Here is a 19,928-nt window from a genome sequence, read left to right as displayed (position 1 = left end):
GAAAACCGCCCTTTTTTGCTATGACACACCACAAACTAACCTTACCAAGCAAAATTTGTTTATGCTGCGGCCGGCCCTTTGTATGGCGAAAAAAATGGGCCAAAGTATGGGACGAGGTGCGCTATTGTTCTAACCGTTGTCGCCAACAGCGCCGCGCTTAGAATTCGTGGCGCGGGCCACGTTCTAGTAATTGACTGACGGCGGTATGAATACTGACGGTGCCGGATAAGATTGCACATACGGTTTCGGTGATTGGCATATCCACCTGTAGCGCCTGCGCCAGCCGTTGTGTTTCATAAGCGGTAGCAACGCCCTCGGCGACATGACCAAGTTCCGCCAAAATCTCTGGCAAAGTCTTGCCGCTGGCGAGGGCTTGTCCAACACGCCGGTTGCGCGATAAATCACCGGTACAGGTTAAAATCAAATCACCCATCCCAGCCAATCCCGACAGCGTATGCGCTTCGCCGCCCAAACGGCTGGCTAAACGCGCCATCTCTGCCAGTCCTCGGGTAATTAACGCTGCGCGGCTGTTCATGCCAAATTGCAAACCATCGGCCATGCCTGCCGCAATCGCCATCACGTTTTTGACCGCGCCGCCGATTTCCACCCCAATCACATCGCTACTCGCATATAAGCGCAAGCGGGGATTGTGCAAAGCTTGGGCGGTTCGGTCGGCAAAATCGACATCATGCGACGCCAACACTAAAGCCGCCGGCAAATCAGCGGCGACTTCTTTGGCAAAGCTGGGGCCAGATAAAACGCCGACAGGCACATCGGGTGGATAGCATTCGGCAACGACCTGATGGGGTAATAAGCCGGTGTTGGCTTCAATCCCTTTACATGCCCACAACAGCGGTTTGCACTGTTGTTGCTCTACCAGCTGTTGCAATGTCGGGCGTAACCCTGCCATTGGCGTAACGACCAACAGCAAGTCTGCATCACTCACCGCTGCCGAAAAATCAGCACTGAGAGCAAGTGATGGCGGTAAGGGCGCACCGGCAAGATAGCGGCTGTTTTCACCTTGTTGTGCCAGTTGTGCGATATGTTGTGCATCACGTGCCCACAGGGTCACCTGATGTTCTGGATGCCGCGCGTAAGCGATGGCGAGGGCCGTACCCCACGCACCAGCACCGAGTACGGTTAAACGCATTTACAGACCCCAAAAAAACTGAATGCGGGCATAACCGCTGACACCATCACGGTGTTTCACTTTGACCCATCCCCCTTTGGGTGGCTCTATCAGCTCTAAAACACCGTCTTTCGCCACAGTGAATAACAGGGGGGCGGTGGCTTGTGGTGCTTGGCGGACTTCGGCTTGTTCCGAGGTGACAACAACAGTGCGCTGTTTTAGCAAGTCAGGTGTTGCAATCCAAGCAATACCGCCGGACGCATCGCGTATCCGTGACCAACCATTTTGTTCTGCTAACACTTCTACCGGATAGCCACGGCTGACGACGAACAGTTTTTTTGCTGAACTCGCCGGCGCATCGTAGAGGATGCTGCCATGTTGTTTGACCGAGCGGAATTCTAGCGCCGAGGCCGGCATCGCCAGCAGCAGGGCAAATCCCCCTGCTAGGCCAGCGATTGACACCCGTTGGCGTGCTTTACGCTTCATTGCTAGCTTGAGCGACACGTTGTGCGTACAGCGCATCGAAGTTGATTGGCGACAATAAAACAGGTGGGAAGCCTGCGCGGTTGACGACGTCAGACACCGTTTCACGCAAGTAAGGGAACAGGATATTTGGGCATGCTACACCGAGGATAGGATCTAATTCTTCGGCTGGAATATGACGAATTTGGAAAATACCCGCTTGGGTGGCTTCTACCAAGAACATGGTTTTGCTGTCTGCCAATTTGGCGGTGACGGTGATAGTGATCGAGCTTTCGAAAATCCCTTCTTCCAGCTGTTGTGCACCCAGATTCAATTGCAGATCAATTTCTGGGGATTCGCGCTCCAAAAACACTTGTGGTGCATTTGGAATTTCGAGCGACAGGTCTTTGACGTAGATTTTTTCAATCGAGAAAGTGGGTTGCAGCTCTTGTTGTTCGCTCATGACAAAGAAAACTTTCTAAAACAGCGGCCCGTAAAACGGGCCGATAGGTGAAAAAAGAAGGAGATTTGAGAATAACAGAAATTGCTGTTAGCGTGCATTTAGGCGCTTAACAACACGTCTAATTTCCCTGCCCGTTCAAGCGCAGATAAATCGTCATAGCCACCAACATGGGTATCACCAATGAAAATTTGTGGCACGGTACGGCGACCGGTTAATTCCATCATCGCTTCACGTTGTGTGGGCTCTAGGTCAACGCGAATTTTCTCAATATCGCCCACCCCTTTTTGTTGCAACAAACGTTCTGCCATCTGGCAATAGGGGCAAACAGCACTGGTATACATACGAACTTTGGCGGTGGCGGTCATGGTGCGGTTTCCTTTTCCTCGGTGAGATAAGTGATTAGTCTATTGCAGACCTTGCACATGGGGATGAGCATAAACTCTAGCAAGATGCTTTAGGCCTCCCAAGGATCAATCTCTAACGACCAGCGTAAGCCCTGACCATAGGCGCGAGCGTACTGAGCCAGATGCGGGCGAAGTGCTTGCATCACAGTGCGCAGTTGGTTGCGGTGTTCGGCTTGCCACAATAAATGGGCTCGTTCCCGATTGGCTAAGCGAGTCATCGCCGCAGGTTGTGGGGGGAATAAATAGGCCTCCCCTTGAGTGTGCCAATCTTGATAAATCTGCTCTAAGAAGGCCAAGGCCGTTGCTAGCTGTGGTGCTTCGGCACGCAACAAGGCTTGATAACAATACGGCGGCCAACCGAGTTGTTGTCGTTCTTGCAACAGATGTTGGGTATACCCTTGGAAATCATGTTTTACCAAGGCTTGATACAGGCGGTCTTGTGGCAATTGGGTTTGAATTAACACTTCACCACGTTTGTTTGCCCGTCCGGCTCGTCCTGCCACTTGGGTTAATTCAGCGAATAGGGTTTCACTTGCCCGATAGCTAGCGCTATACAGCGCACCGTCGGCATTTAACACCACGACTAAGGACAGTGCCGGAAAGTCGTGTCCTTTGGCTAACATTTGGGTGCCGACCAGAATATCTAATTCATGTCGGGCAATTTTTCCCAAAAGCTCATCCCAGCCGCTTTTACGTTGCATGGTATCGCGGTCGATGCGCGCAATACGGGCAGAAGGAAAGTGCTGCTGTAATACCTCCTCCAGCCGTTGTGTGCCTTGCCCCAAGGGACGTAAATCCACATTGCCACAGCTCGGACAGGCCGGAGGGATACGTTGTTGATGGCCGCAGTGATGGCAACGCAACCGTTGTTGTGGCTTGTGCCACACCAAGCGGGCAGAACAACAAGGACAGGCCGCCAACCAACCACATTCACCACAAGCCAATGCTGGGGCATAACCACGACGATTGACATACACTAAGCTGAGTTCATGTTGTTGCAAACGGTGGTTGATTGCGGCCAGCGCCGGCGGAGAGAGACCCGCATCAAGCGGCTGTTGCCGAACATCAACCAGTTGTACCGTTGGCAGAGGCGCACCAGAGGCACGTTGATTCAAAGCCAAATAGCGATAGCGGCCACTTTGCACATTGGCTAGGGTTTCGAGGCTTGGGGTGGCCGAACCGAGAACAATCGGTATCTGGGTTTGCCGAGCACGCCAAACAGCTAAATCGCGTGCTGAATAGCGCAGCCCTTCCTGTTGCTTAAAAGAACTGTCGTGCTCTTCATCAATCACGATTAAACCGAGCGCGGGCAGAGGGGTAAACACCGCTAATCGGGTGCCAATCACCAATTGCGCTTGTTGTTGCCACGCCGCCACCCAAGCCTGAGCCCGTTCACCCTCGGCTAGTTGGCTATGCAAGCTGACCATCGGTGTATGTGGAAACCGATGCCGAAAACGGGCTTCGAGCTGGGGAGTGAGGCTGATTTCAGGGACTAACACCAACACCTGTTTACCCTGTGCTAATACCTCGGCAATACGGCGCAGATAGACCTCTGTTTTGCCACTGCCGGTGATGCCATGTAACAGTGTCACGCTAAAACCGGTGGCTGTTTGTTGTAGTGCCTGTACAACCTCCGTTTGTGCAGTAGTCAGGGGAGGCTGAGGCCCCAACGCCAGCGGTGGAATCTCACCGGTGGCGGTATCCTCCACACTCACCCATCCCTGCCCCCGCCATTTTTCCAGCAACTTAGCCGCTGTTGGGTAATGTTGTTTAGCGTGAGACAGGGATAAAGGCTGTTGTCGCAACACATCAAGTAAGGCTTGTTGGCGGGGAGCACGCGTTGAGCAGTGGGCTGATAATTTGCCAGCTTCAGTCAAACGATAGATCGGGTCGGTTTTTGCCTGCCATGCCTTGGGCTGCCGCAAACGCGTTGGTAAGGCGGTGAATAGTGTCGCACCGAGGGGATATAAATAGTAATCGGAGGCAAATTTGACCAAATCCAGCCAAGCAGTCGGTAGCGGTGGCAAATCGTCTAGCACTGTCTGAATGGGGCGCAATTTTGCTGGAGGCTCAAGGCTACCGGCCCCCATCACCACACCGCATAATTGGCGTGGGCCAAACGGCACCACCACCCGCTGCCCAATCGGCAACGGGGCAGGGGCGATGTAGTCAAAACAACGATCTAACGGTACATCTAACGCCACTTGTACCGTGTAGGGCGTGTCAAACAAGGTCATACAGCGTGATAAGGACGGGACAGACGATGCACGGCTTCGACCAAAGCAGCGGCATGTTCAGGTGGAACAGTTTGACCAATGCCATGACCAAGGTTAAACACATGACCATGACCTTGACCGTAACTCGCCAAAATGCGCGCTACTTCACGCTCAATCGCCGCAGGTTGGGCATGTAAGGCAACAGGGTCAAAGTTACCTTGCAGCGCGACTTTATCGCCGACTTTTTGTTTGGCTACAGCAAGATCGGTTGTCCAATCTAAACCGATAGCATCACATCCAATCGCGGCAATGTCTTCAATCCATTGCCCACCATTTTTGGTAAACACGATCACCGGTACGTGGCGGCCTTCGGCTTCACGAGTCAAACCGCTGATAATGCGCTGCATATAAGAGAGCGAGAATTCACGATAGGCGGCATGACCCAAAGCACCGCCCCAAGTATCAAAAATTTGTACCGCCTGTGCACCGGCGGCAATCTGGGCGTTTAGATAATCGGTGACAGTATCGGCGGTCACTGATAATAAATGGTGCATTAAATCAGGCCGATCATAAGCCAAGGTTTTCACGCGGCGGAAATCGTCCGAACCGCCGCCTTCGACCATATAGCAGGCTAAAGTCCACGGACTGCCGCTAAAACCAATCAATGGCACTCGACCTTGTAATGCGCGGCGAATGCTGCTGACCGCATCCATAACATAAGCCAACTCGGTGCCAACATCGGGCTTGCTGAGTGCCAAAATCGCTTTTTCATCACGTACGGGCCGCTCGAATTTAGGCCCCTCCCCTTCAGCGAAATACAGCCCTAACCCCATTGCATCAGGAATCGTCAGGATGTCAGAGAATAAAATTGCTGCATCAAGGGGAAAGCGTTCCAGCGGTTGCAAAGTCACTTCGGTTGCCAATTCTGGCGATTTGCATAAGGCCAAAAAGTGGCCAGCACGGGCACGAGTAGCGCGGTATTCTGGCAAATAACGCCCTGCTTGCCGCATCATCCAAATGGGGGTGTATTCAGTCGGTTGACGTAACAGGGCACGTAAAAAAGTATCGTTTTGTAGAGGGGGCATCATATTCTCACGATAAAAAAATTGGCAGAAACGACAAGTATAACGGTTTCGTGCCGTTCAACACTCGCCAGTCAAGGCAAGACAGACGATAATGCCGCACTTGCTGTCTTTATGCTTGGCAGCCCATTTCGCATTGCCGGTGGCTGGCAATGGCGGAAAGACATAACAAGAGGATGATCAAGATGCCTGTGCCCGGTCTCTCACTGAATGAAAACCATGCCAACGAATTGGTATTGACCTATACGCCGGTTGACGGTGCAGATGTGCCCCGTACCGACCCCATTAGCTTGTTGCGTTGGGTTGAACAACAGGGTTATGCCGGTTGGAAAATTGATGAAAATGCGCTGCGGGTGGTGGTGCAGGCGTTTAGCCAAGAGGCTGGCTTTTCTAAAGTCATCGGGCAAAAAATTGATGCCCATTATGATGTCACGGTGGTGCCTGATCGTCTGACCGCTTACCTCAAAGTGTCACCAGCTTGGGGTGGGAAAGCCGCCTCGCCACAAGATGCGGTTGCTGCTTTGCAAAAGGAAGGCATTAGCTTTGGTTTAGATGCTAAAGCGGTGTTGAATGCTGTACGCGACCAGATCGGCGAAATGGTGCTCGTCGCCCAAGGCCGCGCACCCGAGCAGGGCAAAGATGCGTGGTTTGAGCCTTTGGTGAGTGTCAATCGTGAACGTCATCCGCGCATGAATGAAAAGGGCGAGGTCGATTTACGCGATCTTGGTGTCATTCCAACAGTGGCGGAAGGGGCGCCGGTGATGCAACGGCATCCAGCTACCTTAGGTGTCGCAGGCAAAAATGTGTTGGGCGAGGATATTCCACCGCCCCCCGGTAAAGACACTCGCTTTGGCAGCCGTTTGCAAGGGGTGATGGTTGATCCAGAAAACCCCAATCTGTTGCGGGCGGCGGTTGCCGGTCAGCCGGTGTTATTGCGCGATGGGGTGAATATCGAACCGGTGGTCAAAATGGCGGTGGTGGATATCAGCACCGGCAATGTTGACTTTGTTGGCAGCCTGACGATTACAGGGGATGTGCAAAGTGGCATGAAAATCAAAGTCGGTGGTGATGTGACAGTTGAAGGTACCATCGAAGCTGCCGACATTGAGGCCGGCGGCAATATCATTGCCAAAGGCGGGATTATTGGCCAAGGGGCACATGGTGAAGGTGATGCGCCTGCACCACGTATTCGTGCAAAGGGCAATATCCGCGCTCGTTATATCGAAAATGCTATTTTGATTGCGGAACAGTCGGTGTATATCAGCGAGACCTTAATCAATTCCGATGTAATGGCGATGAATCGAATTGAGGTTGGCAAAAAAGGCACCAAAAAAGGCTACATCATGGGTGGCTATATCCGTGCTACGCAAGGGGTGAGTGCCGATTTCTTGGGGGGGCCGGGCAGTGGACATACACGTGTTTCAGTGGGTGTGAATCCTTTGTTGCAACAAATGATGGAAGCAAAAAAACAAGCCATCGCCGCCAAGGTACGGGAACATGCCGACCTCAGTAAATTAATTAAATTGTTGCAAGAAAAACCCGACAAGCGCGAGATGTTAGAACGGGCGCGTAATACTTTGCGTAAGGTGTCAGAGGAAATCTCGGCAGCAATGGAAGAGGAACGCGCTTTGTTATCAGAAGCAAAATTAGCCGATCAGGCTGATATTGTGGTGCGCGAAGGGATTTTTGGCGGCACCACCGTTACCGTCGGGCGCCGTTCAAAGTTTATTGCGGAAGATTGTGGACGTGGCGTGTTCCGTTTGGCCGAAGGTCAATTGGTCTATGCCGAGAAGAAAAATAGCTAAGAAATCGTGCAGTATGGCGGATAAGCACAGCGTATCCGCCTAATCTGTTTGTGGCCGTGGTGCGAGGGGAAGCCGTACCCAATCCCCAGCTTGCACTGAGCGCAAATTGCCATCGGCAGCGGTGGCAATTGCTAACAAAGGCTGTACTTGCGTCACGGTAACGCTGCCAACAATTTGTTCCGCTAGTCCTAACGGATCAGCAGTTGCAGTAGCAGCAAGAGGGAATGTGCGTGCTTGCCGATACACCAACAGCGTATCACCCACCGCCAAAGACGATTCACCACCGGCAGAAAGATAAAACTGCCCTTTCTCAATCCGCAGAATTCGTGCCGTAAAAGGCAAACATGATAGGGCCTCTGTCATGTGAGCGGCCATCTCACCGAGCCAATCTTGAATCTGTGCTGGCTTGGCTTCTGCCATATCGTGGGTGAATAGCTGACGCCACAGCACATTACCTGTTAAACCATCATAAACCCACATTTCCCATTGCCAACGACGGGCAGTAGGTTTTTGCACCAAGATCGGTGCCGCCCAATCGCGTTCTTGTTGTGGTGCGGTATCTTCACCCAAAAGCCAAGAGCCAACCCGCCACCCACGTCCACTCACACTGGCATCAAGAATCCGCCCTGCAACAATAAATTGGGCATGGTGTTGTGTAGCTAACTGCCGCGCTTGGGTGCTCCCACTACTAGGATGGGCATGAACGTCAGTTAATGGACTCCATGGTGCTACCCCAACGGTACGAAACCAGCCAGTGCTGGCAAGCTGATTGCCAAGCCAAGTGGGCCAATGAGGCAAATCTGAGGCCAACTCATTCCCCCCCCGATCAGGCGCCGGCGGCCAAAACGGGGTGATTAACACACTGCGGCGCAGTGGTTGTTTATCTTGCCCGACACAACTACCACCAAAATCAGAAGCAAGGGTGAGATACAGCAAATTGTTTTCTTGTCGCTCCGCAATGATGGCGGGCCGATCAAATAAAGCGCGGCCACGCAATTTACCTGCTTGATAGGCCGTACCATCACTTTGTAGGGTTTCGCTGACCGAGATATTGATACCAAGACGGCGATTGCGTTCTCGCAGCGCATCTTGATAAGCCATTTCACGGGCAACAGTCAGGCCATATTGCAGTGGTGCCACGCCAGTATCTGCGTTGGCGCCACTGCATAGCGCACCCAACAGGGCAAATTGCACTGCGGTACGACAAGAAAAACGGGACAAGGTAAACATCAATGGGCGATGTAATAGTTGCCCTTCACGGGGGCAGCGGAGGTTTTCTTCACCGTGTTATCTTGCATCGACTGATAGGCCATTAAAAATTGACGGTAGAAATCGCGATCAATTTCAATTTCAGCCCGTGCTTCGTAGCTACCATCACGGTTTTTGCTAGTGGAAACGACATTCACGCCACGCAAATAGGCATCCACATAGGTCCGGAAACCATCATGTTTCACCGCCATCGCTTCAACCGTGCTGTTACCCACCAAGCGCAATCCTTGTACTTGCTCAGCAATCGCACGATAGGCGTCGAGTTTGGCCGCACGCATTCCCAATAAGTGACGCTGAGTGGCACTCAACCCCTTGGTTGTTGGACGCGCACCATAGCCCACGACACCAATCTTGATTGGTTTGTAGGCATTCATTCAGGTCTGGTGCCGGTGGTACCACCACAGACCCCGGCCCAGCATACCCAATCGCACTGTTATCAGTGAGCACTTTGTTTGGTGTGACCTGTACTGGTTTATCCACATAAACGACAGGAGTAGGGGCTGGATGATGAACGCAGGCGGCCAACAGTGAAACCGCAGTGGCACAAGTCAAAACACGCAACATAAGCACACACCTCGAAGAAAACGAAAAACAATACGATATACGGATATGATGATACTGTCGAATGGCTTAGAAACGCGCAATAGCAGACGAATCGAGTTCACCATCACCTTGCGCGACTAGGCGGTCGATTTTCTCCTGCACCAACTTGGCTGCAGGCAAAGCCACATTTAACGCAGCAGCGGTGTTTGCCACAATCCCCATATCTTTTTGATGTAATTTAGCTTTGAACCCGGGGGCATAGTTGTCATCAATCATGCGTTGGCCGTGAATGTCTAACACTCGGCTACCCGCAAAGCCACCTAGCAAAGCCTCACGCACTTTTGCAGGATCCACACCTGCCGCACGAGCTAGTTTCATCGCTTCAGCCGCTGCTTCGATGTGAATGCCGACCATGATTTGGTTACAGGCTTTCGCAATTTGGCCGGCACCAGATTCGCCAATGTGGGTAATGCTGCGGCCCATCGCTTGTAACACCGGCATCGCTCTTGCTAATGCCTCAGCTCGTCCACCGACCATAATGGTTAAGGTGCCCTGTGTCGCACCGACCTCACCACCAGAAACAGGTGCATCTAAGAAGTCCACGCCAGCGGCTGCCAGCTTCTCAGCAATTTGACGGGCAGTCAGTGGGTTGATCGTACTCATATCAATGGCAACAAGACCAGGGTGAGCGCCAGCAATCACGCCCTCGGTACCCAACATCACCGCTTCGACATCTGGCGTATCCGAGACATTGGAACAAACTACGTCAACCTGCCGTGCAACCTCTGCCGGTGATTGGCAGAGTGTGGCACCAGCAGCGATCAATTCAGCTGCACTTTCTGGCCGCCGTGCATAGACGAACAAGCGGTGTCCAGCTTTGAGTAGGTTCAAAGCGCAAGGGCGCCCCATAATACCGAGACCAATATAACCAACATTCATGTAGAGGAATCTCCTAGTGGTGAGGGCGGCATGACGGGAATGGAAGGTAAAGCACTGTCATTACCGGCTTGTCGTTCAAGAAAATACACAAAGGCTAACACTTCAGCCACTGCTTGGTATAACTCGGGAGGGATATTGCTGTCCAAGTCAACTTGCATCAACAGGTTGACCAATTCTGGCGACTCATGAACAAAGACCCCCGATTCTTTTGCTCGATCAATAATCCGCTCTGCTAACTCACCCCGCCCTTTCGCCACCACCCGAGGTGCGGTTTGCCCTGAACCATAGGCAAGGGCAACAGCGGTTTGCCGTTTATAACGTTGGTTAGTCATGCGAACCTCGGTCAATTTGGAACTGGTTCAACGACAACCCTGCGCTTAAAAAGCCTTGTTGGAGGCGAGTCCGGTGGGTATCAATCAGTTGTGCCACATCACCGCGCTCGGTGACAAAATGCAAAGAAACCCCCTGCGGCCCCACGCTTAAACGTGCTTCAACTCCCCCAAGGGAAGGTAAATCCATCGCCAAACGGGTATGCCAAGTGCGCGCTTCTTCTTCACTGCCATAGGCTTGGCGTTCTTCGGTGCGTTGTTCTTCTGGTGGTTGTTCAATTTGCAGAATGAAAGATTGCCCCGGCCATAACTCCCCCTGAAAAGCCACTTGTCTAAACTCAAACACGTCGAGTTGTTTTGACACAATTTGTCCAAGTAAAGGGCTCATATTGACAGAGCTTGACTCTTTATTCGCGCCCTTACCAGCAAGGTCGGCCAGTTTATTGGCTAATAAAGCTTCATCAATGGTTTGACCTTCGGTGGGTTTGAGTAAGTTGAGAATAGCTCGTGGCAGTTCCGCTTTTGCTTGTGGTTGTTCTAACAACTCGGCTAAAGGACGTTCCCCTTTAAACCATTCTTTCAGATGCGATTCATAGAATAAACCGCTGCTAGAGACTAACTTTTTCAAGCCAGAGGCTAGGGTTTGGCTATCGGGAAGAGGTAAGTCTTGATCAGTGCCAAGGAGTTGAGAGACTTTGGCCGGATTATTATTAAACAGGGCTTGTGTTCCAGCCATTTGACTAGGCCAAGGTTTCGCAAGACTGGTTAATCGTGCGGTTAAATTCGCCTGTTTACCGAGTGCAGCCGCACCAAAATCGACCACTTTACCGGCAGCTTGATTGTTCCAGTTCATATCACGGCCAAAAGCAGTGTTGCGTGCTGATAGACGAGGTTCACCACTTTCTGAAGGAAACTGACTGCGAGCTTGCAGCAACAATGCCGATAAATACCGAGTCGCACCAGATAACGTAACACGGCTCATCGAGCGGTTGACTGGCTCGTTGGCAACTTCGGAGGCCATGGTGAAGGTTAAACGGGGCCCAACCGAGGCCACTTTTAACTTCATTAAAGAACCGGGTTGTGCACTCAGGGCTTGTTCGCCACGCGCACTGACGTTGAGGGTCAGCAGGTTATTCTTCACCATCACCACAAAGCGGTTATCCGGCAAGGTATTCACAACCCGCGCCGTCACCTCCTCGCCCACTTTGAGCGCTGGCAACCGTGGGGGGATAGGATTAACTTCAAGAAGAGGCTTAGCGACATCTTTGACGAAGCGGGCCAATTGCACCGGATTGAGACCGGCAACGGAATTAACCTGTTGCATAAAAAAACCTCATCAAGAAGGGGTTCGGCGATATAAGGCAACGATCAACTCGGCCTCAGAACGCGAGATGCCACAAGCTTGGGCCACTTCTGCTGCTGGTACACCACTGCGGGCTAATTCAATCGCACGTCGGTAAGGGGTGCTATTAGCATCAGGCACCGAAGGGTCAACCACCTTGGTGCGCGGTGGTGGGCTTGGCGGTTGTGCTGGCGGTACGATTTGGGGGGGCGGTGCCTCTGGCTCGGGCTCAGGTTGTGGCGGTGGGGAAACCGGCACCGAAGGCGGATCTAATACCGGATGGGAGATCGGTGATACCTCGGCCAAAGGACGTAACACATCTTCCCGCATAGGACGTCTTTCTAAGCGTTCTATACGTTGAGCGAGGGCTCGCATATCTTTTTGTAAAGCAGTCATTTGTTTTTGTAGATTTTCAAGATAAAGACTATCCAACTGTGACCGCCGGTGTCGGCGTAGTAATAGCCACATTTCCAGCGCATATAGGGCAGCCAGCGCCATCAACACCCAAATCAGATCAGACCAGGAAACTGCATGTTCCATGTTGGTAATCCATCAAATAAAAGAATACACACGACTGCAAAAGCTATTTTAAGAAAGTCTAGGTGCTTTTGGGTGACTCTACTACTGTCTTGAACGCGGCCACTTGTCACTGCTAAGCTGGTAAAACCTTGTCTCCCAAAATCAATTGCGTCCTCTCTTAGAGGGAACACACGACAGCAATCGTGGCATTTTCGCATAGAAACCCTGCTTGGGTTGTGCGCAACTTCAGCAAAACTGCTAACTTTGATGCTATGGCTACCAACTCTATCTCAAATTCTATTTTGCACGAGGCATGGGCGGCTTCTATCCAACGCCTTTCCAAACGTGAACAGCTACACCGTGCCGAACAGGAAATTTATCGACGCTTTAGCGTATTTAAAGATTATCGACCGTTACAACATGGCATACACCACAATCTGCAACAGGCGTTACCAGTCTTTCCGCCAGAGGTGATTCAGCGGGTGTTGCAATGGCATTGCGCACGTGTGCGTTATTTAAAGGCATTGCGTGCAGGTGGGGCACGATATAATTTGGCTGGGGAAGCGGTTGCTACCGTGTCTGATGAAGAACAAGCACAGGCAGCGATCCGATTGGCAAGTTTAGATGAAAAACAGGGTGTTTCTTCCGAAGGTTTGGAGACAACGACAGTGAAGCAGTTTGCGCATGGTTTAACGTTTTTGCCGGTAGAGGAAATACCGGTACCAGATACCCTGATTTTCTGTGATATCACCGATGCCGACCCAGCAGAAACACCTGCCGCAGAGCCAGCACCTGTGTCAACGGTATTGCCGGTCGCAGATACCTCGCCTTGGCTGGCACAAGTCGTGTCTCGTCCTGCCTCTGTGTATCCTCAAAAACCCAAAACATACACGATTGGCCTGCGGCGATTGGTTGCAATCAAAACAGAAAAAACACATGCCTTACAGCTGGCAACTCAACAATTGCGGCAAATGTTGGTTGATTTCGGCAGAGAATGTCCAAAGGGCATTCCACCGCGTCCAGACCCCCTACCGTCGGCGTTCCCATCCCGTCATCGCGTGGCACGGCAGATGACGCGTCCTTTGCGTTCTCAATCGCGCGCACGCCATGCCCAGTACATTGCCCAAAACCAACCGACCAGCATTAAGCTACCACCAATTGGGGTGAAGTAAACCAAGGGTTTCCAACCACAAAGGCTGTGCAGATAGAGGCTGCCAGAAAATAAAGTGGTACCGATCAATAGCAATACAGCACTGATATAAAAACGTTCAAAAACGGCTTTTTGATTTGCAATCAGCCAGAGTAGACCAGCACCTAAGGCATGCCAAAACTGATAATTGACCGCCGTATGCCAGTTCTGTAACGCAGTCGCGCTAAGTTGGTGTTTCAACGCATGGGCGCCAAAAGCGCCCAGTGCGACCCCCATGGCTAACAAGAATAGCGTATAGATCAGCACATAACGTTTCACAGCCCAAGCTCCTGCCAAATCGTATCAATTTTATGTTTGGTGGCTTGATCCATACTAATTGGCGTACCCCATTCGCGATGGGTTTCCCCTGGTAGTTTGTTAGTCGCATCCAGTCCCATCTTGCCACCTAAGCCAGAAATTGGGCTGGCAAAGTCAAGGTAATCAATCGGTGTATGCTCGATCAGCGTGGTATCTCGTACTGGATCCATGCGCGTGGTAATCGCCCAGATTACTTCTTTCCAATCACGGGTATTCACGTCATCGTCAACAATAACAATAAACTTGGTATACATAAACTGGCGCAAGAAAGACCATACCCCCATCATCACCCGTTTAGCATGGCCTGGGTATTGTTTCTTGATGCTAACCACCGCCATACGATAACTACAGCCCTCTGGCGGTAGGTAGAAATCGACAATTTCTGGAAATTGTTTTTGTAAAATCGGCACAAAAACTTCATTGAGTGCCACGCCGAGGATGGCCGGTTCATCTGGTGGTTTGCCGGTGTAAGTGCTGTGATAAATGGGCTGATGGCGCATGGTGATGCGCTCGATGGTGAACACAGGAAAATGATCTTGCTCATTGTAATAACCGGTGTGGTCACCATAAGGCCCTTCCAGTGCGACATCATTAGGATAAATAAAACCTTCCAAAACGATCTCGGCACTCGCTGGGACTTGTAAATCTGACCCAATACACTTCACCAACTCAGTGCGGCTACCACGCAATAAACCTGCAAATTGATATTCACTTAAGGAATCGGGAACTGGCGTGACTGCGCCTAGGATAGTCGCCGGATCACAACCCAAAACCACGGCAACGGGGTAGGGTTGGTCAGGAAAACGTTGTCTGAACTCGCGGTAATCGAGCGCACCGCCACGATGTGCCAACCACCGCATAATGACACGGTTACGACTTAATACTTGTTGGCGATAAATCCCCAAATTTTGTCGTTTTTTATTCGGGCCTCGGGTTACCGTAAGACCCCAAGTAATTAAAGGCGCCACATCACCTGGCCAACAATGTTGTATTGGTAGCCGGCCAAGATCAACTTCATCCCCTTCCCAAATGATGTCTTGGCATGGTGCTTTTTTCACTTCCTTCGGTGCCATGCTCAGCACCTGCTTCAGCAGTGGCAGTTTATCCCACGCATCGCGCAATCCTTTGGGAGGCTCAGGTTCTTTAAGATAAGCCAAGGTTTTACCGATTTCGCGCAGTTGCGCTAAATCTTCGGCCCCCATACCGAGGGCAACACGTTCGGGAGTCCCAAATAAATTGGCCAATACGGGAATGTCGTAGGACTTATCGCCATGTTTTGGGGTTTGAAACAACAAAGCTGGCCCGCCTTGTCGTAAAACACGGTCTCCAATCTCTGTCATTTCTAAAATGGGTGAGACTGGGCGTGAAATTCGGTGCACTAACCGTTTTTTCTCTAACAAATCGATAAAATCTCGTAGATCACGACAAACGAATGACATTTTTTTATGGCTTCTCATGCGAAAAATAGGGTTCGATGCAATGAAAACTGTCGTCAATTTGCTGCATTGAGTTCGCTGCTGTTTGATTTAAGTCATATCCACACCGGATTACCGTCTGTTTTTTACAACAACAGGGTTTTTTTCATACTCTAGCTTGGGTAGAGTGCGTGCAGTTAAAAAAGTTTACCCTGCTTGACTGTGCGGTAGTAACCGCTTGGTGGCAAGTTTTTGAAAATCGTTCGTATCTTCGGAGAAAAACATGAAAAAAATCGCTCTCGCCCTTGTGGCAGGTTCCTTGTTCGCTGGTGTTGCTGCCCCTGCTTTTGCTGAAGCTGGCGATGTGTTAGTTCGTCTGCGTGCTATCAGCATCAACCCAGAAGAATCCCGTACCGCCACTATCAATGCCTTGGGCGTGAATGTGTCGAACCAAGTGGTGCCAGAACTCGACTTGACTTACTTTGTGACCAAAAACTTGGCTGCTGAGCTGATCTTGGGTACCGCTCGTCACGAACTGAAATCTGGTGGTACAAGCTTGGGCAAAATCAGCCACCTGCCTCCAACTGTGACTTTGCAATGGCACTTCAATCCAGAAGGTCAAATCCGCCCATACGTGGGTGCTGGTCTGAACTACACCTTCTTCTACGATAACGATCTGAAATTTGCTGGTAAGAAATTGGACGTAGAGAGCGGCAGCTTCGGTGGCGCTTTGCAAGCAGGTGTTGATATTGGTGTGACCAAAGACGTGTTCGTGAACGTGGACGTCAAGAAAATTTGGATTGATACCGATGTGAAATTAGATGGTGCCAAAATTGGTAACCTCGGCATCAACCCATGGGTATTCGGTGTGGGCGTAGGGATGAAGTTCTAAGCTTTACTCATTCCCTCTCGTTGTATCTTGCGGCACTGTTTTTTGGCAGTGCCGTTTTTTTCTGTCATTTGTCGGATGGTGTTATGCCATGGTGTTGTGTTTTTTGTACACCTTTTCTGAAGATGACTTGATGTGTGTGTTTTTTGCAACACTGGCTTAAACACAAAAATGTTTTTTTAAACATGATGTTATGTGTTTTTTGTTTGCTGAAGTGCTTTGATTGTCGTGTTATGACTTGGCCGGCGTTGGTGTTTTTGCAACGATGACCGCTATATTGCACTGCAAAGACTAGTGTTCGTGTTGCGCTGGTTTTTCTCAAGCGGGAGAGCGATGTCGCCCGCTTTGTCCAACAAAAATTAAGGATTCTTGCGATGAAAAAGTTGATTGCGATTGCAATTGCTACTTTGCCAGCTGCTGCAATGGCTGACGTGGTTCTGTACGGTAAATTGGCTGCTGAAGTTGGTTACAACAAAACCTTGGGCGATTCCTTTGTGAACGCACCTAACGGTGACCTGAAAGGTGGCATGACCGTCAACATGGTTGACACCTCTCGCATCGGTTTCAAAGGTTCTGAAGATCTGGGCAATGGCCTGAAAGCGATTTGGCAAGTTGAGCAAGGCCTGAGCTTTGACGACAACTCCACTGGCAACCGCTTTGCAACCCGCGACAGCTTCATCGGTGTTGAAGGTGGCTTTGGTAAAGTGCGCGTAGGTCGTTTGTCCACCTACCAAAACAGCGACATGGAACAAGTTGATCCATGGATGTACGGTTCTGCTAAAGGCAGCGTGAATGGTCTGGGTATCTTCACCCGTACCGATGGCCGTGTAAACAACGCTATCCGCTACGACAGCCCTAACTTCGGTGGCTTCACTGTGTCCGCTCTGTACGGTGCTGACGAAGTGCGTGCTTACAATGCTGGCGAGCGCACTGACAAAAACACCGCTAACTTGGCTGTTGCTTACAGCAACAACGGCATTTTCGCCGCTTATAGCTACTTGCGTTATGGCGATGCCATCAAGAACAACGAAGCTGGTCACGGCCATCGCGTAGAAGCCGGTTACGATGCTAACAACCTGTACGTGGCATTGGGCTACCAGCAAGTTAAAGGCGGCGAAGAAGCTAGCTACGGCTCTTACTCCGGTGCGATTCCAGCTGGTTTAGCCGGTAACGAAGTGAAAACTCGCGAAATGGCATTGACTGCTTCCTACACCATCGGTGCTATCACACCTCGCGTGTCCTTCGCTAAAGGCTGGGACATGAAAGTGAACGGCACAGAAATTAACGACTCTGGCTACAACCAATTCGTGATCGGTGCTGACTACGCATTGTCCAAGCGCACTGCTGCTTACGTGTCCTACGGTCAAGTGAACTGGGACAGCAACATCGCTAAAGATACCGACAAAGAGCAATCTTTCGGTGTTGGCGTGCGTCACAACTTCTAATTTTTTCCTCGCAAGAGGGTTAAATTAAGAATCAAAAAGGCAGCTTCGGCTGCCTTTTTTGTTGCGCTGTTAGGGCTTGACAGTGGGCTATCCTCCTCACGATACTGCAGCAGTCTTTATTCTTTACAAATATCTACCTTGGACGACATTCCCTTATCCACGCTATCATTAGCTTTGGTGTTGTTGTTATTGTTGTCTGCTGGTTTCTCTATGTCAGAAACGGCAATGATGGCAGCCAATCGCTTTCGCTTAAAAAGTCTCGCCACACAGGGTCATCGCGGTGCAAAACTGGCGCAAACCCTATTAGCGCAAACCGATAAGTTGCTCGGCGTGATTCTACTAGGAAACAACTTTGTTAATTCCGCTGCCGCCTCTCTTTCAACAGTCATTACGTTCCGATTAGTTGGCCAAAATGAAGCAGCACTCGGTATTGCAACTTTAGGCGTTACCTTTGCCATTCTGGTTTTTTCTGAAGCCACACCAAAAGTCATTGCTGCAACACATCCCGACAAAATTGCAGTCGTAGCAAGTTATCCGCTGACTGGATTATTAAAACTGTTTTATCCGGTTGTATGGTTTGTGAATCTATTTGTTAAGACCACCATCCGTCTTTTGCGTGTACAACCACAACCGGAAACACCCATGTTAACCCCAGAAGAACTACGGGTATTGGTGTTGGAATCGGGACAGTTTGTTGAAAAAAAGCACCAAAGCATGCTGCTCAATTTATTCGAGCTCGAAAACCAGACAGTGGACGATGTGATGGTGCCACGTGGTCAGATTGAGATGATTAACCTCGCTGATGAAATGGATATCATCGACCATCAGCTGCGAACTTGTCACCACACACGGTTGCTGGTGTGCGAAGGGAATCAAGACAACATCGTTGGTATTTTACATGCCAAGAAAGTATTGCATCTTTCAAGTGAAGATCTCAGCGTTGATGCGCTACGTTCTGTGTTGCGTGTTCCTTACTTTATCCCTGCTGGCACACCACTCTTTACGCAATTACAAAGCTTTCAAGAAAACCATCGCCGCATTGCGATTGTGGTAGATGAATATGGTGAGTTACTCGGCTTGGTCACGCTGGAGGACATCCTAGAACAACTGGTTGGACGGTTTACCACCCAAGCCCCTGCACGCGACAACCGATTATTGGCCAAAGAAGATGGCATGTTAGAAGTGGATGGCACAATACAGTTACGAGAACTGAATCGTCTATGTGGGACAAACTTCCCTCTCGATGGCCCCAAAACCTTAAATGGTTTAATCCTCGACTATTTTCAAGACATTCCCGAAGTTGGCACCTGTTTCAAACGCTATGGTTGTGTATTTGAAATTCTGCAAACACATGAGCGTGCAGTGAAACGTGTCAAACTGATTCCCTGTGTTCGCTGATGTTAGCTTTGGCCTGTGTACTTGGTTTACTGTGTGGTAGCTTTTTAAATGTTGTGATTTATCGGCTACCGCACATGCTCATGTCGGTTGAAGCCTCCCCCCGATTTAACCTAGCGTGGCCGCCTTCTCATTGCCCGCATTGCCAACATCGATTAGCGGCCGTAGATTTAATCCCGATATGGAGCTTTTTGGCGCAAAAGGGACGCTGCCGCTATTGCCATTCGCCAATCTCACACCGTTATCCACTCATCGAATTTTTTACCATGCTTTGTTGGGGCGGTTCATATTGGTTAACTGCAACCCCCATCACTGCTGTGATGACGGCGTTGTTCCTCAGCCTGTTACTTGCTCTCACCATAATCGACATCCAACATCTATTATTGCCGGATGTCCTGACATTTTCTTTGTTATGGTTGGGGCTTTTGTGGACCGTATTGGGCCCAGAACAACGTCTCTCGACACAAGAAGCCGTACTTGCCGCCGCCCTTGCCTATCTTTTGCTATGGCTTGTTGCTCAGGGCTATTGGCTATGGCGAGGGGAAATAGGGCTAGGTTTAGGCGATGCCAAGTTATTTGCCGCCATTGCAGCGTGGATTGGCTTAGAAAATTTGCCTTTGGTGTTATTATCTGCCTCGTCGTTAGCCGCTTTATATGGTTTGTTGTGGCGTCAGCGACAGCAAACACCTTATATTCCGTTCGCGCCTGCACTCGCCTTCGCTGGTGCGGCAATCTATCTGTGGCAGATAGTGTCTTCTCAGTAAAAGGATTCACC

General features: G+C 50.6%; 21 protein-coding genes. 7 read left to right on the top strand and 14 right to left on the bottom strand.

Features of this window, described 5'->3' with window-relative positions; translation table 11 throughout:
* The first annotated feature begins 20 nt into the window (after positions 1–20).
* Positions 21–161 carry a DUF2256 domain-containing protein gene (locus G465_RS16350; RefSeq protein WP_081642701.1) on the top strand — a complete coding sequence of 47 codons (141 nt, stop codon included), beginning with the start codon at positions 21–23 and terminating at the stop codon, positions 159–161.
* On the opposite strand, the gene G465_RS0105305 is transcribed toward G465_RS16350, so the two are convergent.
* From G465_RS0105305 to hemE, 6 genes are all read right to left on the bottom strand, one after another.
* The gene (locus G465_RS0105305; RefSeq protein WP_022653441.1) at positions 158–1,150 is read right to left on the bottom strand and encodes an NAD(P)H-dependent glycerol-3-phosphate dehydrogenase; all 993 of its coding nucleotides are present in this window, start codon (positions 1,148–1,150) and stop codon (positions 158–160) included. The genes G465_RS16350 and G465_RS0105305 overlap by 4 nt on opposite strands.
* A complete protein-coding gene (locus G465_RS0105300; protein WP_022653440.1) occupies positions 1,151–1,615 on the bottom strand; it encodes an SH3 domain-containing protein in 465 nt (154 codons plus the stop codon).
* Complete coding sequence (gene secB, locus G465_RS0105295) at positions 1,605–2,054, bottom strand: protein-export chaperone SecB (protein ID WP_022653439.1); 450 nt, start codon at positions 2,052–2,054, stop codon at positions 1,605–1,607. The genes G465_RS0105300 and secB overlap by 11 nt, the downstream gene beginning before the upstream one ends.
* A gap of 98 nt (positions 2,055–2,152) precedes the next feature.
* Positions 2,153–2,419 (bottom strand): glutaredoxin 3, encoded by a 267-nt coding sequence (gene grxC / locus G465_RS0105290; protein ID WP_022653438.1) that lies wholly within the window; start codon positions 2,417–2,419, stop codon positions 2,153–2,155.
* Between the two features lie 89 nt (positions 2,420–2,508).
* Positions 2,509–4,695: a primosomal protein N' gene (locus tag G465_RS0105285; RefSeq protein WP_022653437.1), complete on the bottom strand. Its 2,187-nt coding sequence runs from the start codon at positions 4,693–4,695 to the stop codon at positions 2,509–2,511.
* Positions 4,692–5,759: a uroporphyrinogen decarboxylase gene (gene hemE / locus G465_RS0105280; RefSeq protein WP_022653436.1), complete on the bottom strand. Its 1,068-nt coding sequence runs from the start codon at positions 5,757–5,759 to the stop codon at positions 4,692–4,694. The genes G465_RS0105285 and hemE overlap by 4 nt, the downstream gene beginning before the upstream one ends.
* A gap of 182 nt (positions 5,760–5,941) precedes the next feature.
* Here hemE and G465_RS0105275 point away from each other — a divergent pair, with 182 nt between their 5' ends.
* Positions 5,942–7,561: a flagellar assembly protein A gene (locus tag G465_RS0105275; protein WP_162138814.1), complete on the top strand. Its 1,620-nt coding sequence runs from the start codon at positions 5,942–5,944 to the stop codon at positions 7,559–7,561.
* A 39-nt stretch (positions 7,562–7,600) separates the two neighbouring features.
* On the opposite strand, the gene G465_RS0105270 is transcribed toward G465_RS0105275, so the two are convergent.
* The 6 genes from G465_RS0105270 to G465_RS15010 all read right to left on the bottom strand — a co-directional run bounded on the left by G465_RS0105270 (position 7,601) and on the right by G465_RS15010 (position 12,523).
* Positions 7,601–8,782 carry a flagella assembly protein FlgT middle domain-containing protein gene (locus G465_RS0105270; RefSeq protein ID WP_162138813.1) on the bottom strand — a complete coding sequence of 394 codons (1,182 nt, stop codon included), beginning with the start codon at positions 8,780–8,782 and terminating at the stop codon, positions 7,601–7,603.
* Positions 8,783–8,790: 8 nt separating this feature from the next.
* Positions 8,791–9,204 carry an LPP20 family lipoprotein gene (locus G465_RS13635; protein ID WP_052165396.1) on the bottom strand — a complete coding sequence of 138 codons (414 nt, stop codon included), beginning with the start codon at positions 9,202–9,204 and terminating at the stop codon, positions 8,791–8,793.
* Positions 9,205–9,460: 256 nt separating this feature from the next.
* Positions 9,461–10,312 carry an NAD(P)-dependent oxidoreductase gene (locus tag G465_RS0105260; RefSeq protein ID WP_022653433.1) on the bottom strand — a complete coding sequence of 284 codons (852 nt, stop codon included), beginning with the start codon at positions 10,310–10,312 and terminating at the stop codon, positions 9,461–9,463.
* The gene (locus tag G465_RS0105255; protein ID WP_022653432.1) at positions 10,309–10,644 is read right to left on the bottom strand and encodes an EscU/YscU/HrcU family type III secretion system export apparatus switch protein; all 336 of its coding nucleotides are present in this window, start codon (positions 10,642–10,644) and stop codon (positions 10,309–10,311) included. The genes G465_RS0105260 and G465_RS0105255 overlap by 4 nt, the downstream gene beginning before the upstream one ends.
* On the bottom strand, positions 10,637–11,965 hold the full coding sequence (gene fliK / locus G465_RS15015) for a flagellar hook-length control protein FliK (protein ID WP_022653431.1): 1,329 nt from the start codon (positions 11,963–11,965) through the stop codon (positions 10,637–10,639). The genes G465_RS0105255 and fliK overlap by 8 nt, the downstream gene beginning before the upstream one ends.
* A 12-nt stretch (positions 11,966–11,977) precedes the next feature.
* Entirely contained in the window at positions 11,978–12,523 is a 546-nt protein-coding gene (locus tag G465_RS15010; protein ID WP_022653430.1) for a DUF2802 domain-containing protein, read from the bottom strand.
* Positions 12,524–12,774: 251 nt separating this feature from the next.
* Here G465_RS15010 and G465_RS15005 point away from each other — a divergent pair, with 251 nt between their 5' ends.
* Positions 12,775–13,674: a ProQ/FINO family protein gene (locus tag G465_RS15005; protein WP_155846495.1), complete on the top strand. Its 900-nt coding sequence runs from the start codon at positions 12,775–12,777 to the stop codon at positions 13,672–13,674.
* Here G465_RS15005 and G465_RS15360 read toward each other — a convergent pair.
* On the bottom strand, positions 13,593–13,970 hold the full coding sequence (locus G465_RS15360) for a DUF423 domain-containing protein (protein WP_022653428.1): 378 nt from the start codon (positions 13,968–13,970) through the stop codon (positions 13,593–13,595). The two genes, G465_RS15005 and G465_RS15360, sit on opposite strands and share 82 nt — an antisense overlap.
* Complete coding sequence (ubiD, locus tag G465_RS0105230; RefSeq protein WP_022653427.1) at positions 13,967–15,448, bottom strand: 4-hydroxy-3-polyprenylbenzoate decarboxylase; 1,482 nt, start codon at positions 15,446–15,448, stop codon at positions 13,967–13,969. Before ubiD ends, G465_RS15360 begins: the two co-directional genes overlap by 4 nt.
* Positions 15,449–15,707: 259 nt before the next feature.
* Between ubiD and G465_RS0105225 the strand changes: the two genes are divergently transcribed.
* The 4 genes from G465_RS0105225 to G465_RS0105210 all read left to right on the top strand — a co-directional run bounded on the left by G465_RS0105225 (position 15,708) and on the right by G465_RS0105210 (position 19,917).
* Positions 15,708–16,316, top strand: a complete 609-nt coding sequence (locus tag G465_RS0105225; protein WP_022653426.1) for an OmpW/AlkL family protein — start codon at positions 15,708–15,710, stop codon at positions 16,314–16,316.
* Positions 16,317–16,687: 371 nt separating this feature from the next.
* A complete protein-coding gene (locus tag G465_RS0105220) occupies positions 16,688–17,758 on the top strand; it encodes a porin (RefSeq protein WP_022653425.1) in 1,071 nt (356 codons plus the stop codon).
* Between the two features lie 138 nt (positions 17,759–17,896).
* A complete protein-coding gene (locus tag G465_RS0105215) occupies positions 17,897–19,156 on the top strand; it encodes an HlyC/CorC family transporter (protein ID WP_022653424.1) in 1,260 nt (419 codons plus the stop codon).
* Positions 19,156–19,917: a prepilin peptidase gene (locus tag G465_RS0105210; protein WP_022653423.1), complete on the top strand. Its 762-nt coding sequence runs from the start codon at positions 19,156–19,158 to the stop codon at positions 19,915–19,917. Before G465_RS0105215 ends, G465_RS0105210 begins: the two co-directional genes overlap by 1 nt.
* Positions 19,918–19,928 lie beyond the last annotated feature (11 nt).

The sequence above is a fragment of the Aquaspirillum serpens DSM 68 genome (assembly GCF_000420525.1).
In the GTDB taxonomy this organism is placed as follows: Bacteria; Pseudomonadota; Gammaproteobacteria; order Burkholderiales; family Aquaspirillaceae; genus Aquaspirillum; species Aquaspirillum serpens.
The sequence above is the reverse complement of the archived record's forward strand: the minus strand, read 5'-3'. Positions and strand labels throughout refer to the sequence as shown.